The 26231-nt window shown below is 69.5% G+C and carries 24 protein-coding genes and 1 tRNA gene; 14 read left to right on the forward strand and 11 right to left on the reverse strand.

Annotation, left to right across the window (positions count from 1 at the left end):
- Nucleotides 1–83: 83 nt before the first annotated feature.
- From ACJMK0_RS14935 to ACJMK0_RS14950, 4 genes are all read right to left on the reverse strand, one after another.
- Nucleotides 84–2840: a valine--tRNA ligase gene (locus ACJMK0_RS14935; protein ID WP_405239689.1), complete on the reverse strand. Its 2757-nt coding sequence runs from the start codon at nucleotides 2838–2840 to the stop codon at nucleotides 84–86.
- A 73-nt stretch (nucleotides 2841–2913) separates the two neighbouring features.
- Nucleotides 2914–3216, reverse strand: coding sequence for a hypothetical protein (locus ACJMK0_RS14940; RefSeq protein WP_405239408.1), 303 nt, complete (start codon nucleotides 3214–3216; stop codon nucleotides 2914–2916).
- A 76-nt stretch (nucleotides 3217–3292) separates the two neighbouring features.
- Nucleotides 3293–3721, reverse strand: a complete 429-nt coding sequence (locus ACJMK0_RS14945; RefSeq protein ID WP_405239410.1) for a DNA polymerase III subunit chi — start codon at nucleotides 3719–3721, stop codon at nucleotides 3293–3295.
- Between the two features lie 8 nt (nucleotides 3722–3729).
- A complete protein-coding gene (locus ACJMK0_RS14950) occupies nucleotides 3730–5229 on the reverse strand; it encodes a leucyl aminopeptidase (RefSeq protein ID WP_405239412.1) in 1500 nt (499 codons plus the stop codon).
- Nucleotides 5230–5452: 223 nt separating this feature from the next.
- Between ACJMK0_RS14950 and lptF the strand changes: the two genes are divergently transcribed.
- Both lptF and lptG read left to right on the forward strand, forming a co-directional pair.
- The gene (gene lptF / locus ACJMK0_RS14955; RefSeq protein WP_405239413.1) at nucleotides 5453–6541 is read left to right on the forward strand and encodes an LPS export ABC transporter permease LptF; all 1089 of its coding nucleotides are present in this window, start codon (nucleotides 5453–5455) and stop codon (nucleotides 6539–6541) included.
- The gene (gene lptG / locus ACJMK0_RS14960; protein WP_405239415.1) at nucleotides 6538–7605 is read left to right on the forward strand and encodes an LPS export ABC transporter permease LptG; all 1068 of its coding nucleotides are present in this window, start codon (nucleotides 6538–6540) and stop codon (nucleotides 7603–7605) included. Before lptF ends, lptG begins: the two co-directional genes overlap by 4 nt.
- A 14-nt stretch (nucleotides 7606–7619) precedes the next feature.
- Here lptG and ACJMK0_RS14965 read toward each other — a convergent pair whose 3' ends face one another.
- The 4 genes from ACJMK0_RS14965 to ACJMK0_RS14980 form a co-directional block, all read right to left on the reverse strand.
- Nucleotides 7620–8060 carry an RDD family protein gene (locus tag ACJMK0_RS14965; protein WP_405239417.1) on the reverse strand — a complete coding sequence of 147 codons (441 nt, stop codon included), beginning with the start codon at nucleotides 8058–8060 and terminating at the stop codon, nucleotides 7620–7622.
- A complete protein-coding gene (locus ACJMK0_RS14970) occupies nucleotides 8057–8980 on the reverse strand; it encodes an aldo/keto reductase (RefSeq protein WP_405239418.1) in 924 nt (307 codons plus the stop codon). Before ACJMK0_RS14970 ends, ACJMK0_RS14965 begins: the two co-directional genes overlap by 4 nt.
- Nucleotides 8977–10317, reverse strand: a complete 1341-nt coding sequence (locus ACJMK0_RS14975; protein WP_405239420.1) for an NTP/NDP exchange transporter — start codon at nucleotides 10315–10317, stop codon at nucleotides 8977–8979. Before ACJMK0_RS14975 ends, ACJMK0_RS14970 begins: the two co-directional genes overlap by 4 nt.
- 118 nt (nucleotides 10318–10435) lie before the next feature.
- Nucleotides 10436–10511, reverse strand: a tRNA-Glu gene (locus tag ACJMK0_RS14980).
- 78 nt (nucleotides 10512–10589) lie between these two features.
- Between ACJMK0_RS14980 and pcnB the strand changes: the two genes are divergently transcribed.
- The 5 genes from pcnB to panC are packed head-to-tail and all read left to right on the forward strand — an operon-like array spanning nucleotide 10590 to nucleotide 15005.
- Nucleotides 10590–12005, forward strand: a complete 1416-nt coding sequence (pcnB, locus tag ACJMK0_RS14985; RefSeq protein WP_405239422.1) for a polynucleotide adenylyltransferase PcnB — start codon at nucleotides 10590–10592, stop codon at nucleotides 12003–12005.
- Nucleotides 11993–12535, forward strand: coding sequence for a 2-amino-4-hydroxy-6-hydroxymethyldihydropteridine diphosphokinase (folK, locus tag ACJMK0_RS14990; RefSeq protein ID WP_405239691.1), 543 nt, complete (start codon nucleotides 11993–11995; stop codon nucleotides 12533–12535). The genes pcnB and folK overlap by 13 nt, the downstream gene beginning before the upstream one ends.
- Nucleotides 12532–13236, forward strand: a complete 705-nt coding sequence (locus ACJMK0_RS14995; protein ID WP_405239423.1) for a deoxynucleoside kinase — start codon at nucleotides 12532–12534, stop codon at nucleotides 13234–13236. Before folK ends, ACJMK0_RS14995 begins: the two co-directional genes overlap by 4 nt.
- A 57-nt stretch (nucleotides 13237–13293) precedes the next feature.
- Complete coding sequence (gene panB / locus ACJMK0_RS15000; protein WP_405239425.1) at nucleotides 13294–14124, forward strand: 3-methyl-2-oxobutanoate hydroxymethyltransferase; 831 nt, start codon at nucleotides 13294–13296, stop codon at nucleotides 14122–14124.
- 32 nt (nucleotides 14125–14156) lie between these two features.
- Nucleotides 14157–15005, forward strand: a complete 849-nt coding sequence (panC, locus tag ACJMK0_RS15005; RefSeq protein WP_405239693.1) for a pantoate--beta-alanine ligase — start codon at nucleotides 14157–14159, stop codon at nucleotides 15003–15005.
- A 16-nt stretch (nucleotides 15006–15021) separates the two neighbouring features.
- Here the strand turns inward: panC and ACJMK0_RS15010 are convergent, their stop codons facing one another.
- The 3 genes from ACJMK0_RS15010 to queG all read right to left on the reverse strand — a co-directional run bounded on the left by ACJMK0_RS15010 (nucleotide 15022) and on the right by queG (nucleotide 18098).
- Entirely contained in the window at nucleotides 15022–16041 is a 1020-nt protein-coding gene (locus ACJMK0_RS15010) for a GGDEF domain-containing protein (protein ID WP_405239427.1), read from the reverse strand.
- Between the two features lie 123 nt (nucleotides 16042–16164).
- Nucleotides 16165–17028: a PPK2 family polyphosphate kinase gene (locus ACJMK0_RS15015; protein WP_405239429.1), complete on the reverse strand. Its 864-nt coding sequence runs from the start codon at nucleotides 17026–17028 to the stop codon at nucleotides 16165–16167.
- A 20-nt stretch (nucleotides 17029–17048) separates the two neighbouring features.
- The gene (gene queG, locus ACJMK0_RS15020) at nucleotides 17049–18098 is read right to left on the reverse strand and encodes a tRNA epoxyqueuosine(34) reductase QueG (protein ID WP_405239431.1); all 1050 of its coding nucleotides are present in this window, start codon (nucleotides 18096–18098) and stop codon (nucleotides 17049–17051) included.
- A gap of 116 nt (nucleotides 18099–18214) precedes the next feature.
- Between queG and ACJMK0_RS15025 the strand changes: the two genes are divergently transcribed.
- From ACJMK0_RS15025 to hflX, 7 genes are all read left to right on the forward strand, one after another.
- Complete coding sequence (locus tag ACJMK0_RS15025; protein WP_405239433.1) at nucleotides 18215–19687, forward strand: NAD(P)H-hydrate dehydratase; 1473 nt, start codon at nucleotides 18215–18217, stop codon at nucleotides 19685–19687.
- Nucleotides 19672–20169, forward strand: coding sequence for a tRNA (adenosine(37)-N6)-threonylcarbamoyltransferase complex ATPase subunit type 1 TsaE (gene tsaE / locus ACJMK0_RS15030; RefSeq protein ID WP_405239434.1), 498 nt, complete (start codon nucleotides 19672–19674; stop codon nucleotides 20167–20169). The genes ACJMK0_RS15025 and tsaE overlap by 16 nt, the downstream gene beginning before the upstream one ends.
- A 136-nt stretch (nucleotides 20170–20305) precedes the next feature.
- The gene (locus ACJMK0_RS15035; RefSeq protein WP_405239436.1) at nucleotides 20306–21601 is read left to right on the forward strand and encodes an N-acetylmuramoyl-L-alanine amidase; all 1296 of its coding nucleotides are present in this window, start codon (nucleotides 20306–20308) and stop codon (nucleotides 21599–21601) included.
- A gap of 100 nt (nucleotides 21602–21701) precedes the next feature.
- Nucleotides 21702–23510 (forward strand): DNA mismatch repair endonuclease MutL, encoded by a 1809-nt coding sequence (gene mutL, locus ACJMK0_RS15040; protein ID WP_405239438.1) that lies wholly within the window; start codon nucleotides 21702–21704, stop codon nucleotides 23508–23510.
- Between the two features lie 47 nt (nucleotides 23511–23557).
- A complete protein-coding gene (miaA, locus tag ACJMK0_RS15045; RefSeq protein ID WP_405239440.1) occupies nucleotides 23558–24478 on the forward strand; it encodes a tRNA (adenosine(37)-N6)-dimethylallyltransferase MiaA in 921 nt (306 codons plus the stop codon).
- A gap of 128 nt (nucleotides 24479–24606) precedes the next feature.
- The gene (gene hfq, locus ACJMK0_RS15050; protein WP_405222396.1) at nucleotides 24607–24852 is read left to right on the forward strand and encodes an RNA chaperone Hfq; all 246 of its coding nucleotides are present in this window, start codon (nucleotides 24607–24609) and stop codon (nucleotides 24850–24852) included.
- 32 nt (nucleotides 24853–24884) lie between these two features.
- Entirely contained in the window at nucleotides 24885–26210 is a 1326-nt protein-coding gene (hflX, locus tag ACJMK0_RS15055) for a ribosome rescue GTPase HflX (protein WP_405239441.1), read from the forward strand.
- Nucleotides 26211–26231: the final 21 nt, after the last annotated feature.

Here is a 26231-nt window from a genome sequence, read left to right on the forward strand (position 1 = left end):
ACGCCGCCGTTATGTTGACCCGTCGCGGCGCGGATTGCACCCGCCCGGCCGCCGTAATGTGACCGGATACTCAGATTGCGCCGTCAGCCGAGCCGGTCCAGGCGGCCGAGCTGCTCGCGGATCTGGTCGAGCTGGCGGCGGAACTCGGCCTGCCGTTCCCGCTCCTTGGCCACGACCTCGTCCGGTGCATTGTCCACGAAGCGGGGATTGGCGAGCTTGGCCTCGGCCCGGGCGAGCTCGGCCTCCACCTTCCCGGCCTGTTTGCCGAGGCGCTGGCGCTCCGCCGCCACGTCGATGAGTCCGGCCATCGGCACGAAGATCTTCATGTCGCCGAGGAGCGCGGTGGCGGAGGGCGGCGCCTCGGCCTCGTCGTCCAGGAAGTCGACGGCATCGATGCGCCCCACCTCCCGCACCAGCCGGCCATGGCGCTCGAGCAGGCGCCGGTCTTCCTCGCCGGCGCCCTGCAGCAGCACGGGCAGCCGGCGGCCGGGGGCGATGTCCATCTCGCCCCGGATGCGCCTCACGCCCAGGATGAAGCCCTGGACCCACTCCATCTCGGTCTCCGCGGCCGGGTCGATGTCGTCGGTGTCGGCCGCCGGGAAGGGCCGGATCATCACCGTGTCGCCGTCCATTCCGGCGCGCGGCGCGGCCCGCAGCCAGATCTCCTCCGTAATGAACGGCATCAGGGGGTGGGTGAGCCGGAGCAGCGTCTCCAGCGTCTCGACCAGCGTGCGCCGGGTGCCCCGTTTGTCCGCCTCGCTGGCGTCGTCGGACTGCAGCACCGGCTTGGACAGCTCCAGGTACCAGTCGCAGAACTCGTGCCAGGTGAACTCGTAGATGGCCTGGGCCGCCAGGTCCAGCCGGTAGGCGGCAAACTGTTCGTGGACCGTGGCGATCGTGCGCGCGAGACGGGAACGGATCCAGTGATCGGCGGCGGAGAGCACCTCCTCCCCCTCATCGAGGTCTTCGGTGGCCATCAGCACGTAGCGCGAGGCGTTCCAGAGCTTGTTGCAGAAGTTCCGGTAGCCCTCGATGCGGCCGAGGTCGAAGCGGATGTCCCGGCCCGTGGTGGCGAGTGCTGCGAAGGTGAACCTGAGCGCGTCGGCGCCGTACTCCGGGATGCCGTCCGGGAACTGCTGGCGGGTGGACTTCTCGATCTTCGGCGCGAGATGGGGCTGCATCAGGCCCCGGGTGCGCTTGGCGATCAGCGTGTCGAGGTCCACGCCGTCGATGAGGTCCAGCGGATCCAGCACGTTGCCCTTGGACTTCGACATCTTCTGGCCGTCCTGGTCGCGGATCAGGCCGTGGATGTAGACCTCGTGGAACGGCACCTCGCCGGTGAACTTGAGCCCCAGCATGATCATGCGTGCGACCCAGAAGAAGATGATGTCGAAGCCGGTGACCAGCACGGAGGTGGGGTAGAAAGTGCGGAGCTCCTCGGTGTCCTCCGGCCAGCCGAGGGTGCTGAACGGCCACAGTCCCGACGAGAACCAGGTGTCGAGCACGTCCTCGTCCTGCGTGAGCGGCACGGCGGCGTCCAGGCCGTGCTTCTCGCGCACCTCTTGCTCGCTGCGGCCGACGTAGAGCTCGCCCTCGGCGTCGTACCAGGCCGGGATGCGGTGGCCCCACCACAGCTGGCGGCTGATGCACCAGTCCTGGATCTTGTGCATCCAGTCGTAGTAGGTCTTGTCCCAGTTGGCGGGGACGAAACGGATGTTGCCCTGCTCGACGGCGCGGATGGCCGGCTTCGCCAGCGGCTCGATGGCGACGTACCACTGGTCGGTGAGATAGGGCTCCACCACCGCGCCGGTGCGGTCGCCGCGGGGCACCATCAGCTTGTGGTCGTCGGTCCTGGCGAGCAGGCCGGCGGCGTCCATGTCGGCGACCACGCGCTCGCGTGCCTCGAAGCGGTCGAGGTCCCGGTAGGCGGCCGGCACGGCGTCGTTCATGCGGGCATCGTCCGTGAGCACGTTGATGATCTCGAGGCCGTGGCGCTGGCCGATCTCGTAGTCGTTGAAGTCGTGGGCGGGCGTGATCTTCACGCAGCCGGAGCCGAACTCCGGATCCACGTATTCGTCCGCGATCACCGGGATGCGCCGCTCCGCCAGCGGCAGCAGCACCTGCCTGCCGACGAGGTGGCGATAGCGCTCGTCCTCCGGGTGCACCGCCACGGCGGTGTCGCCGAGCATCGTCTCGGGCCGGGTGGTGGCCACGGTCACGTGGCCGTCGCCGTCGGCCAGCGGATAGCGGAAGTGCCACAGGTGTCCGGATTCCTCCTCGCTCAGCACCTCCAGATCGGACAGCGCCGTGTGCAGCACCGGGTCCCAGTTGACGAGCCGCTTGCCGCGGTAGATCAGGCCCTCGTCGTAGAGGCGCACGAACACCTCGGTGACGGCCTCCGACAGCCCCTCGTCCATGGTGAAGCGCTCCCGCGACCAGTCCACGGAGGCGCCGAGGCGGGCGAGCTGCTCGGAGATGGTGCCGCCGGACTCCGCCTTCCATTGCCAGACGCGCTCCACGAAGGCCTGGCGGCCGAGGTCGTGGCGGGTGAGTCCTTCGGCGTTGAGCTGGCGCTCCACCACCATCTGGGTGGCGATGCCGGCGTGGTCCATGCCGGGCTGCCACAGGGTGCGCCGGCCGCACATGCGGTGGTAGCGGGTCAGGGCGTCCATGATCGTGTCCTGGAACGCGTGGCCCATGTGCAGCGTGCCGGTGACGTTCGGCGGCGGGATCATGATGCAGTACGAATCGCCGTCGCCGGCGGGCTCGAACCATCCGTTCTCCCGCCAGCGCCGGTAATGCTTCATCTCGATATCGGCGGGGCGATAGGCCTTGTCCATGCTCATTGCTCTTGCGCCGGCGCCCGCGCGCCGGTGGTTCTCGTCGTTCATCTTGCCGTGTCCGGCGTCCCTGTCAGGACGAGTCCCCGAAGTGCTCGCGAATGATCCGCGCCACCAGTTCCGGCAGTTCGGCCCGCAGCCGGTTCGACACCTGCTCGAACATGGCCGCCTCCATCTCCTGGAACGCGGTGTGCAGCAGGCGGTCCGTCAGGTCGAGGCTGGCGGAGGCGAGCCGCACCTCGAGTTCCGCCAGCGCCGCCTCGTCGATGCCTGACGGCCCGGCGTCTTCGATACCGTTCGCGATATCGTTTGCGATACCGGTCGGTTCCGCCTCGGCGATCTCGGCCGGCCGGTCCGGCGCGGCCTCGCCGACCACCGTCGTCAGGGTCGGTATGTCGTCGTCGCCGGTGTCGTGGATGTCGTCGGGTTCGCTGATGGTCCGCTCCGCGCTGTCAGCCGATCTCGTGGGTCTCGAGAGGATAGCCTTTCTCGCGATAGAAGATAAATCGGCGCCGTGCCTCGGCGCGGGTCTGCTCGTCGCCGCCGACCAGCTCGGCGATGCGGGGCAGCGCCAGCGCGAAAGCGGGCACGCCGGCGGACAGATTGATCACGAGGTCCGCAGACTCCGGTGCGGCTTCGCCGTAACCGATGGTCACGGGGGCGCCGCTCTCGTTCGGCAGCGTCTCGTGGGGCAGGAAGCTGCCGTCGCGGAAAGTCCACAGCAGTTCGTCGAGCGCCTCGGCCGCGGCCGGGTCGTCGGCGTGCAGGTGCACGCGGTGCTCGAGACGGTAGGCCTTCTCCGTCAGGCGGCAGGCGAAGCGCCGGCGCGCGTCTTCGCCGCCGGCGGCCAGGATGTAGAAGTCGACCCGCGGCGCGGTCACGGCGCCCGTCAGTCCCGGGCGCCGGCGCGCTCGATGAGGTAGTCCACCAGCAGCGGCACGGGCCGCCCGCTCGCACCCTTGCGGTTGCCCGAGCGCCAGGCGGTGCCGGCGATGTCCAGGTGCGCCCAGGTGGCGTCCCGCGTGAATTTCGACAGGAAGCAGGCGGCCGTGATGGCGCCGCCCTCGCGGCCGCCCACGTTGGCGAAGTCCGCGAAATTGCTCTTCAGCTGCTTCTCGTAGTCCTCGCCCATGGGCAGGCGCCACGCCGTGTCGTCCGCGCGCCGGCCGGCGGCCAGCAGCGCCTCCGCCAGGCCGTCGTCGTTCGCCATCAGGCCGCTGTTGTGGTTGCCGAGTGCGATGACGCAGGCGCCGGTGAGCGTGGCCACGTCGATCAGCGCCGCGGGCTCGTAGCGCTGGGCGTAGGTGAGCGCGTCGCAGAGGATCAGGCGGCCCTCGGCGTCGGTATTCAGTATCTCGATGGTCTTGCCCGACATGCTCTTGACGATGTCGCCCGGCCGGGTCGCACGGCCGCTCGGCATATTCTCGCAGGTGGGCACGAGCACCATGAGATTGATCGGCAGCTTCATGGCCGCCACGCTCTGCATGGTGCCGATCACGGCGGCGGCGCCGCACATGTCGAACTTCATCTCGTCCATGGCGGGTGCCGGCTTCAGCGAGATGCCCCCGGTATCGAAGGTGATGCCCTTGCCGACCAGGACGATGGGCGGCTCGCCGTCCGCGCCGCCCTGGTAATTCATGACGATGAGCTTCGCCGGCTCCTCGGCGCCCGCCGTGACGGACAGCAGCGCGCCCATGCCGAGGCGCTCCATGTCCTTCTCTTCCAGCACCTCGACGCTCAACGGGCGGTACTGTTTCGCCAGCCGGCCGGCCTCTTCGGCCAGATAGCCCGGCGTGCAGACGTTGGCGGGCAGATTGCCGAGCTCCCGCGCCAGGTCCATGCCGCGCACGATCGCCTGGCCGTGCCGCGCGCCTTCCAGCGCGGCGTCGCCGTCGGCTTTCGAGTCCACGCCGAAGCCGAGCTTCTTCAGCTTCAGGCCGCCGTCGCGGTTGCTCGACTTCAGCTTCGTGAAGCGATACAGGCGGTCGCCCAGGGTCTGGGCGGCGTAGCGCGCCAGGTAGTAGGCGTCCGTGTCCGCGATCTTGTCCCGGTGCAGATAGGAGACGGCCTCCGTCACGCCGGTGGAGGACAGCGCACCGAAGGCGGCGTCCAGGGCCTTGCGATACTGACGAACGCCGAACTCGCTCTTCTTGCCGAGCCCGACGACGAGTACGCGCTTGCACTTCACCTTCGCCGGCGCGGGGATGAGGCTGGCCTGGCCCAGCTTGCCCGAGATGTCACCCGACTTCTTCAGCTTCCCCAGCAGGCCGCCGCTGCCCTCGTCGATCTCGCCGGCGCCGGCGTCGAAGGCGCCGTTCGCATACAGGCCCACGATGGCGCATTCCGTTGCGCGTTTCGCGGCGTCGCCGCTGGTGGTGAAATATTCCATGGATGAACCTCGGTGCAGCGTCCGTGCGCCCGCTCCCCGGAGCCGCCGGGCCTCGCCCTCGCTTGACTCCGTGGTGCAGCGCACCGGATCATGCAGTTTCTTGTTGTGTGCCGGGAGCTTAGGGCACGTCGCCGTGCCGGCGCGCTCTGCGGGAAAGCCGGGATTCTAGCCCAATTGTGGCAGCGAAGTTAAGCGCGGCCCTGGTCTGCGGGATGGCAGTGCGATGAAGATACTCGATCGCTATGTGTTGCGCGAAGCGGCCCGCACCTGGGCTGCGGTCACCGCCGTGCTGCTCTTCATCCTGCTCAGCAACCAGTTCGCGCGGGTCCTGGGCGACGCTGCCAAGGACAAGCTGCCGCGGGAAGCCGTCTTCAGCGTCATCGGCCTGACCGCGCTGCAGTACCTGACCATCCTGATCCCGTTCGGCCTGTTCCTGGCCATCATGCTGGCGCTGGCGCGGCTGTACCGGGACAGCGAGATGCCGGCCATGATGGCCTGCCGCATGGGGCCCGGCGCGATGTACCGCCCGCTCGCCTGGCTCGCGGTGCCGCTGGCGCTGCTGGTGGGCTGGCTGTCGCTCGATCTCGGGCCGCGCGCGCTGCGCGAGGTGCAGCGCATCGCCGCCGTCGCCGAGCAGCAGGTGGATCTCAGCGCCATCGAGCCGGGGCGCTTCACCAGTGCCGGCCAGGGGGACGCGGTCATCTACGCCGAGCGGGTGGACCGGGACGGTTCGCTGACCAACGTCTTCCTGCAGCGCCGGACGGGGGGCGCGCTGGAAGTGGTGCTGGCGGAGAAGGGCAGCCAGCGTCCCTCGGCTGATCCGGGCATGCGCTACATCGTGCTGGAGAACGGCCGGCGCTACGAGGGCCGGCCGGGCGAGCACCAGTTCCGCATCGTGGAGTTCGCCGAACACGGCATTCCGTACAAGGTGCCGGCGCCCCGCGAGCCGGATTTCGATGCCGAGGCGCGCAGCACCGACGAACTGCTGGCCTCGGACGATCTGCAGGCTGCGGCGGAGCTGCAGTGGCGGGTCTCGGTGCCCATCTCGGCGCTGCTGCTCGCCTTCCTGGCAGTGCCGCTGGCAAAGAGCCGCCCCCGCCAGGGCCGCTACGGCAAGATGCTCGCGGGCGTGCTGGTCTACTTCATCTATTTCAACCTGCTCGGCGCCGCCCAGGTCTGGGTGGAGCAGGGTGAGCTCGCGCCCGCCCTCGGCATGTGGTGGGTGCACGCGCTCATATTCCTGCTGGGCCTCGTATTGCTGGGGGCGCAGAACGGCTGGTTCTGGCGGCTGTTGCCGAGGCAGCGGGCATGAAGGTATTCACGCTCTACCTGGTGCGCTCCGTGGTCTCGACGACCCTGATCGTCGTCGCGGTGCTGCTCGCGCTGGCCGGGTTCTTCGAGTTCATCGCCCAGCTGGACGATACCTCGGTGGGCCGCTACGACACCTGGGACGCGGCCGTCTACACCCTGCTGCGCCTGCCCCTGCTGGCCGTGCAGATGCTGCCGGTGGCAACCCTGCTGGGTGCCCTGCTGGGCCTAGGCACACTCGCCAGCCACAGCGAGCTGGTGGTCATGCGCGCCTCCGGCGTCTCCCACTACCGGCTGGCCGGCTCGGTCGCGGTGGCCGGCGCGCTGATCATGCTGGGTACGGTGGTGCTCGGCGAATACCTCGCGCCGCCGCTGGACCAGTTCGCGCGCAAGTATCGCAGCGTGGCGAAGAACGAGGAGGCCGGCCTGACCGGCGGGCGCAGCACCTGGGTGCGCGACGGCAGCACCATCTTCAACGTGGAGCGCATCAGCAGCGAGTTCGAGTTCGGCGGCGTCTACCTGTTCGAACTGGGCCCGGACCGGCGGCTCGCGTCGATCAGCCACGCCGACAACGCGGGCCTGGACGCCGAGGAGCGCTGGGTGTTCGAGAACTTCGCCCGCACCCGCTTCACCGACGAGGGCGCGACGGCCAGCCGGCAGCCCCGCACCGTGGAGGACTACGGCGTGGATGCCGAGGTGCTGGGCATCGCCGTGGTCAAGCCCGGCAGCCTGTCCGTGCGCGGCCTGCTGAGCTATATCGGCTACCTGAAGAAGAACGAGCTGGATGCGACGACCTATCAGACCGAGCTCTGGAACCGGATCGCCTCCACGCTCACCATCACGCTGATGCCGGTGCTCGCCATCGGCTTCGTGTTCGGCTCCCTGCGCAGCGCCGGCGCGGGCGGGCGGCTGATGGTGGGCGTGCTGATCGGGCTCGCCTATTTCCTGGCCAGCCGCATGCTGGCCAACACCGGCGTGGTGTTCAACCTGAATCCGGCCGTGCTCGCCTGGCTGCCCACGGTGGCGCTGCTGGCGGTCACGGCATTCGTGCTGTCACGAGTGCGCTGAGCCGCGCCGGCCGCCTAACGCCGTTTGACCGAGCGCACCAGCTGCGTGCCCGACAGGCGGTCGTGCCAGGCGAGGCCGTCGCGGTCGACGAGCGACCAGAGGAAGCCGGCGCCGCAGGGCAGCCACGACAGCACTGCGGCGCCGGCGCGCAGCATCGCCCCGCGCACGGTCACCGGCCCGCCGTCGCGGCTCACGACCATGATGCGCCAGGACTTCATGCCCAGCGTCTCCGCGCCCCGGACCCAGAAGAAGACGAAGTAGCCGCCGACGATGGCCAGCAGCCAGAGCCGGTACCAGGCCGTATGGGCCGGTATCGCCTCGCCGGCGTTCAGCACGACCAGCGGCAGGGTGCCCAGGAAGACCAGGGCCAGCACGAGGAGGCTGTCGTAGAGCATCGCGGCGAGGCGCAGCAGCAGGCCGACGGGCTCGTCGCCGGCCGGTACGGCACGGGTCACAGCGACTCGATGAACGAGACCATGCGCCGGCGCAGGGCGGCGTCGGGCAGTGCGCCGGTGCCGGCGCCGAGGTTGTCTCGCATGTGCCTCGGCTTCGAGGTGCCCGGGATGACGCAGGTCACCGCGGGATGCGCGAGCACGTACTTCAGGAAGAACTGGCCCCAGCTCTCGATGCCGGCCTCCACGGCCCACTGCGGGACGTCGCGGCCGCGCACGGCGCGGAACAGATCGCCGTCCTCGAACGCGCGGTTCACTATCACGGCCACGCCCCGGTCGGCGGCCAGCGGCAGCAGCGTGTCCTCGGCGGCGCGGGTCACGATGGAGTAGTTCAGCTGCACGAAGTCGGGGCGTTCCGCCTCGATGACGTCGGCCAGGTCATCGTGTTCGCTGACCCGGTAATGCGTGATACCGGAGTAGCGGATGCGGCCCGCCTCCTTCAGCTCGCGGATGCTGCGGAGCTGGTTGCGGGTATCCACCAGGTTGTGGACCTGCATCAGGTCGATGGTCTCGGTGCGCAGCAGCCGGAACGACTCCTCCATCTGCGCCAGGCCCTCCTCGCGGCCGCGGGTCCACACCTTGGTGGCGAAAAAGAGCCGATCGCGCACGCCCAGTTCTTCCACCACGCGGCCGACCACGTCCTCCGCCTGGCCGTACATGGGCGAAGTGTCGATCACGGACGCACCGCGCTCCACCATCAGATCCACGATCTCCCGGCGGGCGGCCAGGTTCCCGGCCGTCGGATCGACGTCGAAAACCCCCGAGGTGCCCAGTCCCACGACAGGCAGCAACTCGCCCGAGGCCGGGATCTTCCGCCGCATCACGGCCTCGTCGGCCGCGAGCAGGCCCGGCACGACCAGGCCGCCGCCGGCGGCGGCGCCCATGGCCATCAGCTCCCTGCGGTTCAGTGTCCATTCGCTCATGTCGGTGCCTCCGTTATCGGTCTCTCTTCCCTCAGCCGCCGATCATAACGCGAGCGGTAGCCTCGCCCGAGCGCGAAGGCGACGCCGAGCCAGGCGGCGCAGACGCCGATCACGATGGCGAGGATCGCCGAGAGACCCGCGCCCGCCGCCTGCAGCCCGCCGATGATCTGGGCGGACAGCGCGTCCCCGCCCCGGTAGACGACGGTGTCGATGAAGTTCTTGGCCTTGTACTTGGCGGCGCGGGAGACCACGGTGAACAGGACCTCCTTGGCCGGCCCGGCGATGCCGTAGTTCATGGCACGGCGCACCACCTGCAGCGCCAGGACGACGCCGAGCACCGGCGTCACCGCCAGCGCGAGGAAGCCGGCGATGCTGACGGCGGGCAGCAGCGCCAGGGTGATGCCGAGACCGAAACGGCGCATCACCCGGCTGACCACGAGCCCCTGGGCGATCAGTGCCAGCACGTTCACGCTCAGGTCCACGAGCGCGAATACCCGGGTGCGCTGGTTGGAATCGGCGAAAGCCTGCTCGAGGAACTGGGCCTGGAAGATGTACAGCGCGGTGCCGGCGAAGACCGCGAGCAGCATCATCGCCGAGACGCCCGCGAGATACGGCCGGCGCAGGGTCAGCGAGATGCCCTCCAGCACGCCGCCCCCCAGCGCCTCGTCCGTGTGCGCCCGCTCGTGCCGGGGCTGGGCGTGGGCCCAGCTGCGCAGTCGCAGGATGCACACGACGGTGAATGTGAGCAGTCCGGCGGAGATGAGCAGCATCTGCTGATAGCCGATCTGAGCCACCAGCAGCGCGGTGAGCGCCGGGCCGGCGAGGGCGCCCACGCTGCCGCCGGCGGCGACGATGCCGAACAGCCGCTTCGCCTGGTCCCGGTCGTAGAGGTCCGCCATGAAGCTCCAGAACACGGACACCACGAACAGGTTGAACACGCTCAGCCAGACGAAGAAGGCCCGTGCCACCCAGACGCCGTTTTCGCCGGCGCTCGCGAAGGCCAGGTAGAACAGGACCAGGTTGGCCGCGCAGAACAGGTTCACCCAGGGCAGGAAGCGCGCGCGTGGCCAGCGTCCCGTCACGAAGCCGAACAGGGGTACCACGGCCAGCATGGAGAGGAACGTGGCCAGGAACAGCCAGCGGATATTCTCGGTGCCGCCGAGGATGGCCATCTCGTCCCGGATGGGCCGCAGCAGGTAGTAGCTGCAGAGCAGGGTGAAGAAATAGAGGAAAGACCAGACGACCGCGCTGCGCTCCCGGGGCTCGAGCGCGAACAGGCGTCTCAGCAGAGAGGCCTCCCGGCCCCCGCCATCCGGATGCACGTCATCCTGACTCAAAGGCCGCTCCCGCGGGGCAGGCGTCGCTGCGGGGACGTGGCGGGGTGGGTGAGCCGCATCGACTGATCCTGTGAGGCCACGACCGGTGAGGCACCGGGTGCCTCGGAGGGGGGCAGGTTGGCACTCCCTAGGGGAATCGAACCCCTGTTTCCGCCGTGAGAGGGCGGCGTCCTGGACCGCTAGACGAAGGGAGCGCTGCGCTTTTTGTCCTGCCCGACCCTGCGGGGGCTGCTATTATACGGGCCACTTTGGCAGTTACAAGCGAACTCTATTTGTCGAAACCAGCCCCGGCAGGCTCCGGCCAGCCTCCGATAATCATACCGCGCCCGGACCACGGCGTCTCGCGCGCAAACATCTCCAAGAATGCACTGAAAGTCCTGTACCGGCTCAAGGATGCCGGCTTCCAGGCTTTCCTGGTGGGCGGTGCCGTGCGCGATCTCCTGCTGGGCCTGAGGCCCAAGGACTTCGACGTGGCGACGGACGCCGACCCGGACCAGGTGCGCGATCTGTTCCGCAACTCGCGCCTGATCGGGCGGCGATTCCGCCTGGCCCACGTGCGCTTCGGCCGCGACATCATCGAGGTGGCCACGTTCCGTGCCAGCGCCGACGAGGACGACGAGCGCGCGGACGTGGAGCTGGACCAGCACGGCCGCATCCTGCGGGACAACGTGTACGGCAGCATCGACGAGGATGTCTGGCGGCGGGATTTCACGGCCAACGCGCTCTATTACAACATCGCCGACTTCAGCATCTGGGACTACGTGGGCGGCGCCCGGGATATCGAGGAGCGCGTGCTGCGCCTGATCGGCGATCCGGAGCAGCGGCTGCGGGAGGACCCGGTGCGCATGCTCCGTGCGGTCCGCTTCGCGGCCAAGCTCGATTTCACCATCCACGACGAGGTGGCCGAACTGATGCCCGAGCTCAGCGCGCTGCTGGGCCATGTGCCCGCGGCCCGGCTGTTCGACGAGTTCGTGAAGATGTTCCAGGCGGGCCATGCGCGGCGTACGTTCGAGCTGCTGCTGGACCACGGGCTGTTCGGGCGGCTGTTCCCGGAGACACGGCGCGAGCTGGACGGCCCGGTGGCGGCCAAGTTCCGGGAGTTCATCGCGCTGGCGCTGGCCAACACGGACCAGCGGGTGGCGGAGGGCAAGGCGGTGACGCCGATGTTCCTGCTGGGCGTGTTCCTGTGGGCGCCGGTGCGGGCGCGGGCCGCGGAGATGCTGGCGGAGCGCAAGATGGGCGAGCCCCAGGCGCTCGGCGTCGCCGCCGGGGAGGTGGTGGCGAGGCAGCAGTCGCTCATCTCCATTCCGAAGCGCTTCGCGATCCCCATGCGCGAGATGCTCGCGCTGCAGCCCCGCTTCGAGCGGCGCCGCGGCAAGCGGGCCATGAGTTTCCTGGAGCATCGGCGTTTCCGCGCCGCCTACGATTTCATGCTGCTGCGCTCGCGTATCGGCGAGGTCGATCCCGAGGTGGCTGCCTTCTGGACCGAGGTGCAGGAGATGAGCGGCGAGGAGCGGGCCGACGCCTTCGAGGTGCGCGGCTCCTCCGGCCGTGGCAAAGGCGCAGACAAGGGCAGTGGCCAGAGCAGTGGCCAGAGCGGCGACCGGGAGGGCGGCACGGGCGAAGGCAGGAAGAGCGGCCGCCGTCGGCGTCCCCGCCGGCGCAAGCGCCGGGAATCGGGCGATTGAGTCCGGCCGGGCGGCCGGTGTGGCGGCCCGCGTGGGTCGCGCTCGGCAGCAACCTCGAGGAGCCCGATGAACAGGTCCGCCGTGCCTTCGGCGAGATCGGCCAATTGCCGGGGGTGCGCCTGGTGGCGCGCTCGCCGCTGTACCGCTCGCGTCCCATGGGTCCGGCCGACCAGCCCGACTTCGTCAACGCCGTCGCCGGCCTGGTGACCCGCCTCGGCCCGTCCGAACTGCTGCAGGCGCTGCACGGCATCGAGCGCGCTCACGGGCGCCGGCGCAGCGAGTCCGGGCGCTGGGGTCCGCGCACCCTCGACCTGGACCTCCTAGTCCATGGCGAGACCGTCTGCGACGAGCCGGGTCTGATCCTGCCGCACCCGGGCATCGGCGAGAGAAATTTTGTATTGTTGCCGCTGGCCTCGGTGGCCCCGGATCTCGTCATCCCGGGCCTCGGTCGGGTCGCGATGCTGGCGCGGCGGATCGCCGGGACGGGTATTGAGCGGATGGAGGAGCGAGGAGGCGACAACCGGGAATGAGCCCGTCCGACCACAACACTGTCACGCCGCTGCGGCGCCAGGGCGGCAAGGATCCGTCGCCGCCCCGCTACCTGGTGGTGGAAGGGCCCATCGGCGTGGGCAAGACCAGCCTCGCCCGGCGTCTGGCCCGCACCTTCGGCAGCGAGCTGCTGCTGGAGGAGACCCAGGACAATCCGTTTCTCGAGCGCTTCTACCGTACGGGCAGGGCCGCGGCGCTGCCGACCCAGCTCCACTTCCTGTTCCAGCGCGCCCGGCAGCTGGAGGGTCTGCGCCAGGACGACCTGTTCCGGCCGATGCTGGTGGCCGATTTCCTGTTGGAGAAGGACCGGCTGTTCGCCGAGCTGAATCTGGACCGGGAGGAGCTCTCGCTGTACGAACAGATCTACGATCGGCTCGACATCGACGCCCCCACGCCCGACCTGGTGGTGTACCTGCAGGCGCCGGTGGAGGTGCTCATGGAGCGCATCGCGCGCAGGGGCCTCGAGTACGAGCGCGACATGGACCCCGGTTATCTGGAGCGGCTCGCCGAGGCGTATGCGCGGTTCTTCCACGACTACGCCGAGGCGCCGCTGCTGATGGTGAATGCGGCGGGTATCGATCCGGTCCATAATGACGACGATTTCCGCCTGCTGTGCGAACAGATTCGCCGCACCAGCAGCGGGCGCCATTTCTTCAACCCCAATCCGGTCGCCTTCGCCTGACGCCCCGAGCCGGGCGCGTCGCACCGCGGCCGCCATCCCGAGACACCAAGAAGAGAGATGTACACACAGCTTCAGCAACGCGACATGGCGGAGCCACCGGTCAACGTGGGCACCCTCATGCGGATGAAGTCCGAGGGCGAGCCCATTGCCTGCCTGACGGCCTACGACGCGAGTTACGCCCTGCTGGTGGATGCCGCCGGAACCGACGTGGTGCTCGTCGGCGACTCCCTCGGCATGGTCATCCAGGGCCACGACACGACGGTGCCGGTGACGGTGGACGACATCATCTACCACACCCGCAACGTGGCCCGTGGACTGCAGCGGGCCTTCCTGATGGCGGACATGCCGTTCATGAGCTACACGGATCCGGCCCAGGCGCTGGACAACGCCGTGCGCCTCATGCAGGAGGGCGGCGCCATGATGATCAAGCTGGAAGGCGGGGCAGGCCAGATCGAGATCGTGCAGCACCTGGCTCGCCACGACATCCCGGTCTGCGCGCACCTCGGGCTGAAGCCCCAGTCCGTGCACAAGATCGGCGGGTTCCGGGTGCAGGGCAGGGAGCCGGGGGAGGCCGAGAAGATGGTGGACGCCGCGAAACGGCTGCAGGACGTCGGCGCCGACGTGGTGCTGCTGGAGTGTGTGCCGAACGAGGTGGGCGCGGCCGTGCGCGAACGGGTGGACGTGCCCGTGATCGGCATCGGCGCGGGGCCCGAGGTGGACGGCCAGATCCTCGTGCTCTACGACATCCTCGACATCACCCAGGGCCGCACGCCCCGCTTCGTGAAGAACTTCATGGCGGGCCAGCCTTCGCCGCTGGAGGCGCTGAAGACCTACGTGGCCGCGGTGAAGGACCGCAGCTACCCGGCGGCGGAGCATTGTTTCTCGTGAGCGCGGCGGACCGGAAGAGAGGGGGCGGCACGCTGCACGAGGTCAGCACGCCGGCCGAAGTCCGTGCCTGGACCGCCGAGCGGCGGCAGGCGGGCGAGCGCATCGCCTTCGTGCCCACCATGGGTAACCTGCACGAGGGGCACCTGAGTCTGGTGCGCCTCGCCCGCGAGTATGCAGAACGCGTGGTGGCGAGTATCTTCGTGAACCCCACCCAGTTCGGTGCCGGCGAGGACTACGGCGACTATCCGCGTACGCCGGAGGAGGACCGGCGGCTGCTCGCGAGCGCCGGGGCCGACCTCCTGTTCACGCCCTCGGCGGAGACGGTCTATCCCTTCGGCGAGGACGCGGCCACGCGCCTGCACGTGCCGGGCCTGTCGGAGGATCTCTGCGGCCGCTTCCGGCCGGGTCACTTCGACGGCGTCGCCACCGTGGTCTGCCGGCTCTTCTGCATGGTGGGGCCGGAGGTGGCCGTATTCGGCCAGAAGGACTACCAGCAGTTCCTCATCATCCGCCGCATGACCCGGGATCTGTCCATGCCCATCGGCATCGTACTCGGACCGACGGTGCGCGAGCCGGACGGGCTCGCGTGCAGCTCACGGAACCGCTATCTGACCGAGGCGGAGCGCGGTATCGCGCCGCTGCTGCATGCGGTGCTGGAAGAGGTGCGCGAGGCGTTGCTGAGCGGCGAGCGCGATTTCGCATCGCTGGAGGGCCACGCACTGGCCCGCCTGGAGACGAACGGCTTCGCGCCGGACTACGTGGGCATCCGTCAGGCGAAGGACCTGGCGGTACCCTCGGCCGGGAGTCACGAGCTCGTGGTGCTGGCCGCCGCCCGGCTGGGCCGTGCACGGCTGATCGACAACGTGCTGGTGCAGGTCTGAGAGACGCTCCGGAGGATCAGTCGGAGACGTAATTCCGCCCGTGGTGTTTGGCCCGGTACAGGGCGTCGTCGGCGCGTCTCAGCAGCGACGGGAAGTCGTAGTCGCGGGCGGTCTCGCATACGCCCATGGAGACGGTGACCGCCGAGCCGGGGCTTTCTTCGGCACCGGGCGCAAGGCCGCAGACCGCCTCACGCACCCGCTCGCCGACCGCCTTCGCCTCGCCGGCGGACAGCCCGGGCAGCAGGACCGCGAACTCGTCGCCGCCGAAGCGCGCCAGCAGATCGGACGGGCGGAAATAGCCCCGCAGCGCGTCGGCCACCTCGGACAGCACCCGGTCCCCGGCCACGTGCCCGTAACGGTCGTTGAACGACTTGAAGCGGTCGACGTCGATCATGATCAGCGAGGCGGGCTCGTCGTCCGCGCGGCAGCGCGACAGTTCCCGCGGGAACATGTCCTCCATCCAGTGACGGTTGTTGAGACCGGTCAGCGCGTCCGTGGTGGCATGGTGCTCGAACTTGCGCAGCGCGCCGATGCTGTCGGCCAGGAAATTGTTGTGCTGGCGCACTCTTTCGGACAGCACGGACAATAGATTCTTGGCGAAGGCATGAGAGGCGTCGACCAGGTTCCAGAGGACGTCCTTGTGGATCACCATGAGATGAGAATCCTCGTCCGCCACCACCCAGGCGGACGGATCCCGATTCTCGATGATCGACATCTCGCCGGCGCAATCGCCCACATCCAGGCTGCGCAGCGGCGGCGCATCCAGGTGGCCGACATGCACGCTCATGCTGCCGGAGAGGACGATGTAGACCGATTCGTTGGTGCAGTCGGGTGCCAGCACCACCTCGCCCCGGGAGGCGTCGCGGCGGTCGCAGGCCTGTAGCAACTCCTGCACGGCGTCGGCATTGACGCCGTGGAAGAGCCGCAGCCCCGCGAGCAGGGAACGCTTGTAATCCGAGTTGATCGTGGGGTCTTCTCGGTCCTGGCCGTCCCTGCGCCAGTGTCCCGTGGTCTTCTGCATCAGGCTGTCAGACATAGCCGCCCGGGCCATGAGCCCCCTGTGTTCGAGGCGTCAGATATACGCCAGCCCACCGGCAAAAACAACGACCAGGCGGGAAAAAGGCGCGCCGCGTCCCCGCCGGAGGTCAAAAGTGTGAACTCACTCGCTCTCCAGCATGGATTTCATCTGTTCGAAGGTGGAGGCCTCGGCGGCGCCGGCGACCGGATAACGCAGGTTCAGCGAACGGAGATTGTCGACGATGATCCCGGCGACCGCTGCGCGCATCTCCTTCTTGTCGTCGGCCGGAATGGCGTACCACGGCGCCCAGGGCCGGGAGGTGGCGTTCAGGGCCGCCTCGTAGGCGGCCATGTAATCGTCCCAGTGCTGGCGCTCGCGCACGTCGTGGGGTTCGAACTTCCAGTTCTTGTCCTCCTCGTTCAGGCGGTCCAGGAATCGTTGACGCTGCTCTTCGCGCGAGACGTTCAGCCAGAACTTCATGATCACGGTGCCGTTGCGCGCGAGATGCTTCTCCTGGTCGGCGATGGACTCCAGCCGCTGGTCCCAGAGGCCGTGCTGGTCGATCGCGCCCGGCAGCTGCTGGTTGTCCAGGATGTCGGGATGGACCCGCACGACCAGCACCTCCTCGTACTGGCTGCGATTGAACACGCCGATACGGCCCCGCTCCGGCAGTACCCGCGTCGTGCGCCAGAGGAAGTCGTGGTCAAGTTCGGTGGAACTCGGCTTGCCGAAGCTGAAGACCTGGCAGCCGGCGGGATTGACGCCGCTCAGTACCGCGCGGATGGTGCTGTCCTTGCCCGCCGCGTCCATGGCCTGGAAGACCAGCAGCACCGCGTAGCGGTCCTGGGCGTAGAGGACGCGCTGCAGTTCCGCCAGTCTCCTCACCCGTTTCTTCAGGCGCTTTTTCGCCGAGCCTTCGCCGTCCGCTATGCGGGTGGGTGTCTCGTCCACCCGGAAGCTGCCGTCGAAGGGGACCAGATAGGGGGAGGGACTTGCTTCGAACATCGGTGTCTCCGGTGGTCTCGTCAGGACAGGGTAGCCCCATGGCGGGCGAGCGCCCAGTCGACATGCTCGCGCACCATGGCAGACGGGTGATTCGCCCGGGCCCGCAGCGCATCCAGCACCTCGGCCGTCGTCTCCGCGTTGCCGAGCGCCACCGCGACGTTGCGCAGCCAGCACTCGTGGCCGATGCGGCGGATGGCGCTGCCTTCCATGCGGGAGAGCCATTCCTGCTCGTCCCAGAGGAACGCCTCCGCGAGCGCGATACCGTCCAGGCCGTGGCGGGGAGCGAAGTCGTCCTCCCGGGTGAGCTGCGCGAACTTGTTCCAGGGGCAGAAGAGCTGGCAGTCGTCGCAACCGTAGATGCGATTGCCGATGGCGGCGCGGAATTCCTCCGGGATCGAGTCGCGCAGCTCGATGGTGAGATAGGAGATGCAGCGGCGGGCGTCCAGCTCGTAGGGTGCGGTGATGGCGCCGGTGGGGCAGACGTCGATACACGCCCGGCAGGTGCCGCAGTGATCGGTGACGGGCTCGTCGGCGGGCAGCGGCAGGTCCGTGTAGATCTCGCCCAGGAAGAACCAGGAGCCGGCATCCCGGTTGAGCAGGTTCGTGTGCTTGCCGATCCAGCCGAGGCCGGCGTTTCTTGCCAGCGGCTTCTCGAGCACCGGCGCGCTGTCCACGAATACCCGATAGCCGAACTCGCCGACCTCGCCGCGGATGCGCTCGGACAATCTCTGCAGCCGCCGGCGCAGCACCTTGTGGTAGTCACGTCCGAGGGCGTAGCGGGAGACATAGGCTCTGGACGGGTGGTCCAGCAGCCGACGCGCATCCGCGGCCTGCTCGGGCAGATAGTCCATGCGCACGCAGATGACTCGTACGGTGCCGGGCACCAGTTCCGCAGGGCGGCTGCGCCGGGTACCGTGTTTCTCCATGTAGTGCATCGTGCCGTGGCGTCCCTCGGTCAGCCAGCGGGCGAGCCGGGCCTCGTCGGCAGCCAGTTCGGGCCGTGCGATGCCGCACTGCTGGAAGCCGAGTTCCTCGGCCCACGCGCGGATGCGTGCGGCGAGGTTTGCCATCGGCGGGATGCCGTCTGTCCGGTCTGTGCTCATCGGCGGCGGGGAAGCATACGGGTGGGGGCGGTTCACTGCCTGAGCCCAGTATAATGGCGTCCATGGACCCACTATTGAAGACAATGCCGCAGAGAGTCTACGACGCCGAGGGCGTGCGCGCGCTGGACCGCTGTGCGATCGAGCGCCAGGGCATCCCGGGTTACACGCTCATGTGCCGGGCCGGCACCGCGCTGCTCGCGGCCCTGGAGGCCGAGTTCCCGGCCTCGAACCGCCTGCTGGTGGTCTGCGGGGCGGGCAACAACGCGGGCGACGGCTACGTGCTGGCCAGGCTGGCCCGGGAGGAGGGCTATCACGTGGTGGTTGCCGCTCTGGTGCCGCCGTCCTCGCTCGGCGGCGATGCGGCCCGCGCCTGGCAGGACTTCGCGGCGGAGGGCCGCGAGGCCGTGGAGTGGGATCCGGCGCTGCTGGCCGATGCGGACCTCGTGGTCGACGCTATCCTGGGCACCGGACTGACCCGGGACGTCGACGGCCGCTTCGCGGCGGCCGTGGACGCCATCAACGAGGCCGCACTGCCGGTCCTCGCCGTGGACATCCCCTCCGGGCTCGATGCGGATGACGGGCGCATCCGCGGCACCGCCGTCGAGGCCGATGCCACGGTGACCTTCGTCGGCCTGAAGGCCGGTCTCGTCACCGGCGCCGGCCCGGATCTCTGCGGCCGCTTGCGCTACTCCGATCTCGACGTACCCGACGAGTGCGACGACGCGGCGGAGCCCGTGCTGCGGCGGCTGAGCGAGAGCTCCCTGGCGCGTCTCCTGCCGCGGCGTCCGCGCACTGCGCACAAGGGACGGTTCGGGCATCTCCTGATCGTGGGGGGTTCCCCCGGCATGGGCGGCGCCGTGCGTCTGGCGGGGGAGGCCGCGCTGCGCACCGGCGCCGGCCTGGTGACGATAGCCACTCACCCCGACCATGCCGCGGTCGTCACCGGCGGACGGCCGGAGCTCATGTGCCGCGGCGTGGCGCGTGGGGATGACCTGGAGCCGCTGATCGCCCGTGCCACCCACCTGGCCCTCGGGCCGGGGCTGGGCACCGGGGACTGGAGCCGCGAGATGTACGCGGCGGCGCTGGCCTCGGGCCTGCCGGCGGTCCTGGATGCCGACGCCCTCAATCTCCTGGCCGAGGCGCCGCGGCACAACGATGACTGGATACTGACGCCCCATCCCGGTGAGGCGGCGCGGTTGCTGGAGACCGACACTGCGGACGTGCAGGCCCGGCGGATGGCGGCGGCAGTGGCGATCGCCGAGCGCTACGGCGGCGTCGCCGTGCTGAAAGGAGCCGGCACCCTCGTCGCCGCCGGCGACGGTGAACTGCCGGCGATCTGCACCGACGGCAATCCGGGCATGGCGTCGCCCGGCATGGGCGACGTGCTGACGGGCATCGTGGGCGCCCTGCTGGCCCAGGGCCTCGAGGCCCGCAGTGCGGCGGAGGCCGGCGTACTGGTGCATGCGCTGGCTGGCGACGCCGCGGCCCGCGACGGCGAGCGCGGCCTGGTCGCCGGGGATCTCATCGCCGGGATACGGGCGTGGGTGAATCCCTGACCGCCGAGCTGGCCGAACTGGCGGATAGGGCGGCCACCGAGGCACTGGGCGGCGCGCTGGCCCGCGCGCTCCGCGGGCTGGGTGAGACCGGTTGCCTGATCCTGCTGCAGGGCGAACTCGGTGCTGGCAAGACCACCCTGGTGCGCGGGCTGCTGCGGGCGGCCGGGCATACGGGACCCGTGCCCAGCCCGACCTACACGCTGGTCGAACCCTACGAGATCGACGGCAGGCGCCTCTTCCATCTGGACCTGTACCGCCTCGCGGATGCGGAGGAGCTCGAGTATCTCGGCTGGCGGGACATGGAGGGAGCGATCGCGCTGGTGGAATGGCCGGAGCGGGCACCGGATCTGGCCGCCCGAGCCGACCTCGTGATCCGGCTGGCTCATGCAGACGGCGGCCGGCGCGTGCGGATGGAGCCGGTCACTCCCACCGGTGCGCGCCTCGCGGGGGCCGTGGAGGAGTCGATTTCCCACTTCAAGTAATCGCTGTATCTGGCTGGTTATCCAGCGAAAAACCCCTTGGAATTCTGTTCCGGATGAGTATACTGGCACGGCCTTATGTCGATTGCGCACGGCGACCGGGTTTATGCAGCGAGCGGGGATTCCATTTTTCTGGTCAGTGATCTGCGCAGCCCTGTGCCTGCTGGCCGTACCCGCGTCATCCGCCACGGTTGAAGACATCCGCCTGTGGTCGGAGGACGGCAAGACCCGCGTCGTACTCGATCTCAGCGCGCCGGCGGACCACACGCTGTTCACGCTGCCCCGGCCCGACCGGGTCGTGGTCGACGTGAGCAACAGCCGGCTCGCGGAACGGCTGGCCAAGCTGCCGCAAGGCACGGGCTACGTCCGCGGCATTCGGGCCGCGCGTCGGGACGGTGACGACCTGCGCATCGTGCTCGACCTGGAGCGTTCGGTACGCCCGCGCAGCTTCAGCGCCGGGCCCTACGGCCGCTACGGCGACCGGCTGGTCATCGACCTCGCGGAGCCCGGCATCCCGGAGCCCGTGAAGACGGTGCGCCCGCGCCCCGACGCCAAGCCCCGGGACCTGGTGATCGCCGTCGACCCCGGCCACGGCGGCCGGGACCCGGGCGCCATCGGCCAGGGCCGGACCCGCGAGAAGGACGTCGTGCTTGCCATCGGCCGCAAGCTCGCCGCCCGGATCGACGCCGAGCCCGGCATGCGCGCCGTGCTCGTGCGCAAGGACGACAGCCTGATCCCGCTGCGAGAGCGCATGGAGTACGCGCGGCGCAACCGCGCCGACCTGTTCGTCTCCATCCACGCCGATGCCGTGCGGGACAAGCGCGCGCGGGGCTCCTCGGTGTGGGTGCTGTCGATGAAGGGCGCGAGCGACGAGGCGGCCCATCTGCTCGCCGAGCAGAACAACACTCACCTGATCGGCGGTGTGGCACTCTCCGACAAGGACGAGGACCTGGCCTCCGTACTGCTGGACCTGTCCCAGAACGCCTCGCTGGGCGCCAGCATGGAGGTGGGCAAGAAGGTCATCGACGAGCTGGCCAAGGTGGGCACCGTGCACAAGCGCACCGTGCAGCAGGCCGGCTTCGCGGTGCTGAAATCACCGGACGTGCCTTCCATCCTGGTCGAGACGGCGTTCATCTCCAATCCCAGCGAGGAGCGCAAGCTGACGGACCGGAATCATCAGGACCGCCTGGCCGACGCCATCCTCGGCGGTATCCGCAACTACTTCTACGCCAACCCGCCGCCGGACTCCTGGGTGGCGCAGGCCGTCCGCGACGGCCGCGAGCCCGAGGTCAAGCACGTGATATCCCGCGGCGACACGCTGAGCGAGATCGCCACTCGCTACAACGTGAGCGTCTCCTCCATCCGCGCCGTGAACAATCTCGCCGGCGACCGGATCCGTATCGGCCAGGTGCTGCGCATCCCCTCCGACGGCTGACCCGACGGCGCTCATACGAACGACCGGCCGCCTGGCGGCTGGTCGGGGCTTTGTGACAGAATCCCCCGACGGGCCAACGGTTGCGCCCGGCACCCGCATTATGGCCATCCGAGTACTGCCCGAACACCTGGTGAATCAGATCGCCGCCGGCGAGGTCGTCGAGCGGCCGGCTTCCGTGGTCAAGGAGCTGGTGGAGAACAGTCTCGACGCCGGCGCGCGCCGGATCGAGGTGGACATCGAGGCGGGCGGATCGCGCCTGATCCGGGTGCGCGACGACGGTGCCGGCATCCCGGAGGCGGAGGTGGGGCTGGCGCTCGCCCGGCACGCCACCAGCAAGATCGACAGCCTGGACGATCTCGAGGCCGTCGCCTCGCTCGGTTTCCGGGGCGAGGCGCTGCCGAGCATCGCCTCCGTGTCCCGCCTGTCGCTGACCTCCCGCGCCGCCGCCGCCGGCAGCGCGTGGCGGGTGGGTGCCGACAACGGCGCCGTATCGCAGCCGGTCCCCGCGGCACATCCGGAGGGGACTACCGTCGAGGTGCGGGACCTGTTCTTCAACACACCGGCCCGGCGTCGGTTTCTGCGCACGGAGAAGACGGAGTTCCAGCACATCGACCGGGCGCTGCGCCGTCTCGCGCTGTCCCGCTTCGACGTCCTGTTCAGCCTGACCCACAACGGGCGCAGCGTGATGCACCTGCCCGCCGCCACGGACGGCGCCGGCCGGCTGCGGCGGCTGTCCCAGGTGCTGGGCGAACGTTTCGCGGCAGAGTGCATCGAGGTGGAGCGCGAGGCGCAGGGTATCGCGCTGGCCGGCTGGCTGGCCCTGCCCACCTATTCCCGCAGCCAGGCCGATCTGCAGTACAGCTACGTGAACGGACGCGCGGTGCGCGACAAGGTGCTCATGCATGCCGTGCGCCACGGTTACCGGGACGTGCTCTTCCACGGCCGCCACCCGGCCTACGTGATCAGCGTCAGTCTGGACCCGGCGCGGGTGGATGCGAATGCCCATCCCGCCAAGCACGAGGTCCGCTTCCGCGACTCGCGCAGCGTGCACGAATTCGTCTTCCGCAGCATCGAGGAGGCGCTGGCCGGCACCCGCCCGGGCGCACGCCCCGCCGCCGCGGCCGTCGCTGCCCCGGCGACGCTGCGGGAATTCCGCCAGTCGGCCATGCCGCTGGCGGCCGCCGACTGGCCTGCCGGGGAATCGGGAGCCGCAGAGCCGCTGGCCGCCTACGCGGCGCTGGCCGGCAGCGGGGCGCCGGCCGGCAAAGACCAGTCCGGCGCCGCGGCGACGGACGGGCAGACGCGGTCTCCGGCGGCCGGCGCGGTGCCGCCGCTCGGGTACGCGCTGGCCCAGCTGCACGGCATCTATATCCTCGCGGAGAATGCCGACGGGCTCATACTCGTGGACATGCATGCCGCCCACGAGCGCATCACCTACGAGCGTCTGAAGCGGGCCTTCGCCGACCGCAACGTGGTGCGGCAGCCGCTGTTGGTGCCCCGGACCGTGGACGTCTCCCGGGCCGAAGCCGACCTGGCCGAGCAGCACGCGGACGAGTTCCGCGAGGTCGGCCTGGTGCTGGATCGCCACGGGCCGGAGTCGGTCGTGATCCGGGAGATACCGACGCTGCTCGCCGCCTCCGCGGCGGAGGAGCTGGTCCGTGACGTGCTGGCGGACCTGGCCGAACACGGCACCAGCAGCCGCATCGCCGGCCACGTGGACGAGCTGCTCGCCACCATGGCCTGCCACCATTCGGTGCGGGCCAACCGCTCCATGACCGTGCCGGAGATGAATGCCCTGCTGCGCGCCATGGAGACCACCGAACGCGCCGATCAGTGCAATCACGGGCGGCCGACCTGGACGGCGCTGGGTCTGCGCGAACTCGACCGGCTGTTTCTGCGGGGACAGTGACTCGCGCCAGTGCAGAGCGTTCCCCGGGCGGCCCCGTGATCTGCCTGATGGGGCAGACCGCGGCCGGCAAGACGGACATCGCCGTGGAACTCGCGCGCCGCCTGCCGGTGGAGATCGTCAGCGTCGATTCGGCGATGGTGTACCGGGGCATGGACATCGGCACCGCCAAGCCCCCGCCCGGCGTGCTGGCCGAGGCGCCCCATCGGCTGATCGACATCCGCGAACCGGAGGAGGCCTATTCCGCCGGTGAGTTCCGCCGCGATGCGCTGGGCTCGATCCGCGAGATCCGCGGGGCCGGCCGTATCCCCCTGCTGGCGGGCGGCACCATGCTCTATTATCGGGCGCTGACCCGGGGGCTGTCCGAGCTGCCCGGGCGGGACGCGGCCGTGCGTGCGGCCATCGACGCGCGCGCGCGCGCCCTCGGCTGGCCCGCGCTGCACGGCGAGCTGGCCCGGGTCGACCCGGAAGCCGCGGCGCGCATCGAGCCCGGCGATGCGCAGCGCATCCAGCGGGCTCTCGAAGTCTGGGAGCTGAGCGGGAGGCCGCTGTCCGACTGGCACCGGGAGCCGGCACCGCCGCCGCCTGCCGGTCGTTTCATCCGCCTTGCGCTGGTGTTCGGCGACCGGGACGTGCTGCGGGAGCGGATCCGCCGGAGACTGGAGGCGATGCTCGAGGCCGGCTTCGTCGCCGAGGTCGAGACGTTGCTGGCCCGGCCCGGGCTCACGGCCGACGCCCCCGCGCTGCGGGCGGTCGGTTACCGGCAGCTGGCGCGCCACCTGTGCGGCGAGACGACGCTCGCAGAGGCGCGCCGGGAAGCGGAGGTGGCGACGGCCCGTCTCGCCAAGCGTCAGCACACCTGGATCCGCGGGGAAGGCGACACGGAATGTCTGGACCCCCTTGATCCGGCCACGCCAGGCCGCATATCGGCAGCGATAGAGGCACACATCGGTTGTCCCGACGGGCGCTGACTCGTGGCACCCTGTGGTATGCTCCCGGTGCCTGCTTGGGTTGAGGCACCCGCACCGGTTCGCCCGCGCCCCGTACACGGCGGCGGGCCGGGGCCGGCGGGACAACGATAACAATAAGGAGTAGGAGGATGGCCAAGGGCCAGTCTTTGCAAGATCCGTTTCTGAATATCCTGCGCAGGGAAAAGGTGCCGGTATCCATCTACCTGGTGAACGGCATCAAGCTGCAGGGACAGATCGATTCGTTCGATCAATTTGTCGTATTGCTGAAGAACAGTGTCAATCAGATGGTGTACAAGCACGCCATCTCGACGGTCGTGCCGTCGCGCAACGTCCGCCTCCCTGCTGCCGACGAAGGTGGGGATGACGCCGACTGAGCGGAGCAGCACGTTCTCCCCGGAGGTTCCACTTGTTTGAACGCCCGAAGAGCGGCGAGCGTGCGATTCTGGTCAATGTTGAGTTCGGCGCCCGGCCGGACCCGGAGGAGTGCCAGGAGCTCAGGGAGCTCGCGCTGTCCGCCGGTGCCGAGGTGCTGGACACCGTCGACGTTTCCCGGCGCTCGCCCGAACCCCGCTACCTGATCGGCAGCGGCAAGGTCGACGAGCTGGCCGATCGCGTCGCGGCGGACTGCGCCGAGCTCGTGATCTTCGGTCACGATCTCTCGCCCAGTCAGGAACGCAACCTCGAGAGCCGCCTGCGTTGCCGGGTGCTGGATCGCACCGGCCTGATCCTGGACATCTTCGCCCAGCGTGCGCGCTCTCACGAGGGCAAGCTGCAGGTGGAGCTCGCCCAGCTGCGCCACATTGCCACCCGGCTGGTCCGCGGCTGGACTCACCTCGAGCGCCAGAAGGGCGGCATCGGGCTGCGCGGCCCGGGCGAGACCCAGCTCGAGACCGACCGCCGGCTGATCCAGGACCGCATCCGGCGCATCCAGGCCCGGCTGGAGAAGGTGGACAGCCAGCGCGAACTCGGCCGGCGCAACCGCCTGCGCGGCGAGGTGCCGACGGTCGCGCTGGTGGGCTACACCAACGCCGGCAAGTCGACGCTGTTCAACCGGCTGACGGAAGCCCGGGTCTATGCGGCGGACCAGCTGTTCGCCACGCTGGACCCCACGCTGAGGCGGCTCGAGCTGCCCGACGCCAGCGAGGTCGTGCTGGCCGACACGGTCGGTTTCGTGCGCGATCTGCCGCACGAACTCGTCGCCGCATTCCGCTCGACGCTGAAAGAGACGCGGGATGCGAGCCTGATCCTGCACGTGATCGATGCCAGCGATCCGCAGCGCCTCCCGCGCATCCGCCAGGTCAACGAGGTGCTGGAGCAGATCGGCGCGCGGGATGTGCCGCAGATCAGGGTGTACAATAAGATCGATATTCTCGGGCGCCGGCCGCGGCTGGAGTCCGACGATGACGGCGATCCACGCGGTGTCTGGCTCTCCGCCCGCACGGGCGAGGGTCTGGATTTGCTGCTGGAAGCTCTCCGGGTAAAGTTCCGTTCCCGCCGGGTAAGCGGCAGGCTGCGGCTCGCGCCTTCGGAAGGGCGCCAGCGCTCCGTACTCTACGGCGCGGGCGCCGTGGTGGCAGAGGAGCCCGCCGAGGACGGCGGGTGGTGGCTGGAGCTGGACATGGATGCGACAGATTTCGCCCGGTTCTGCGCCCATGAGAATATCGCCGGGGACCGCCTCGAGCCGTACCGTGAGGACGGCGGGGCGGGCGTCGAACAACGCGCGGCGTCGTGACGCCGGCAGAGGATTGAACGA

This window comes from Lentisalinibacter orientalis, assembly GCF_040706535.1.
In the GTDB taxonomy this organism is placed as follows: domain Bacteria; phylum Pseudomonadota; class Gammaproteobacteria; order Steroidobacterales; family Woeseiaceae; genus Lentisalinibacter; species Lentisalinibacter orientalis.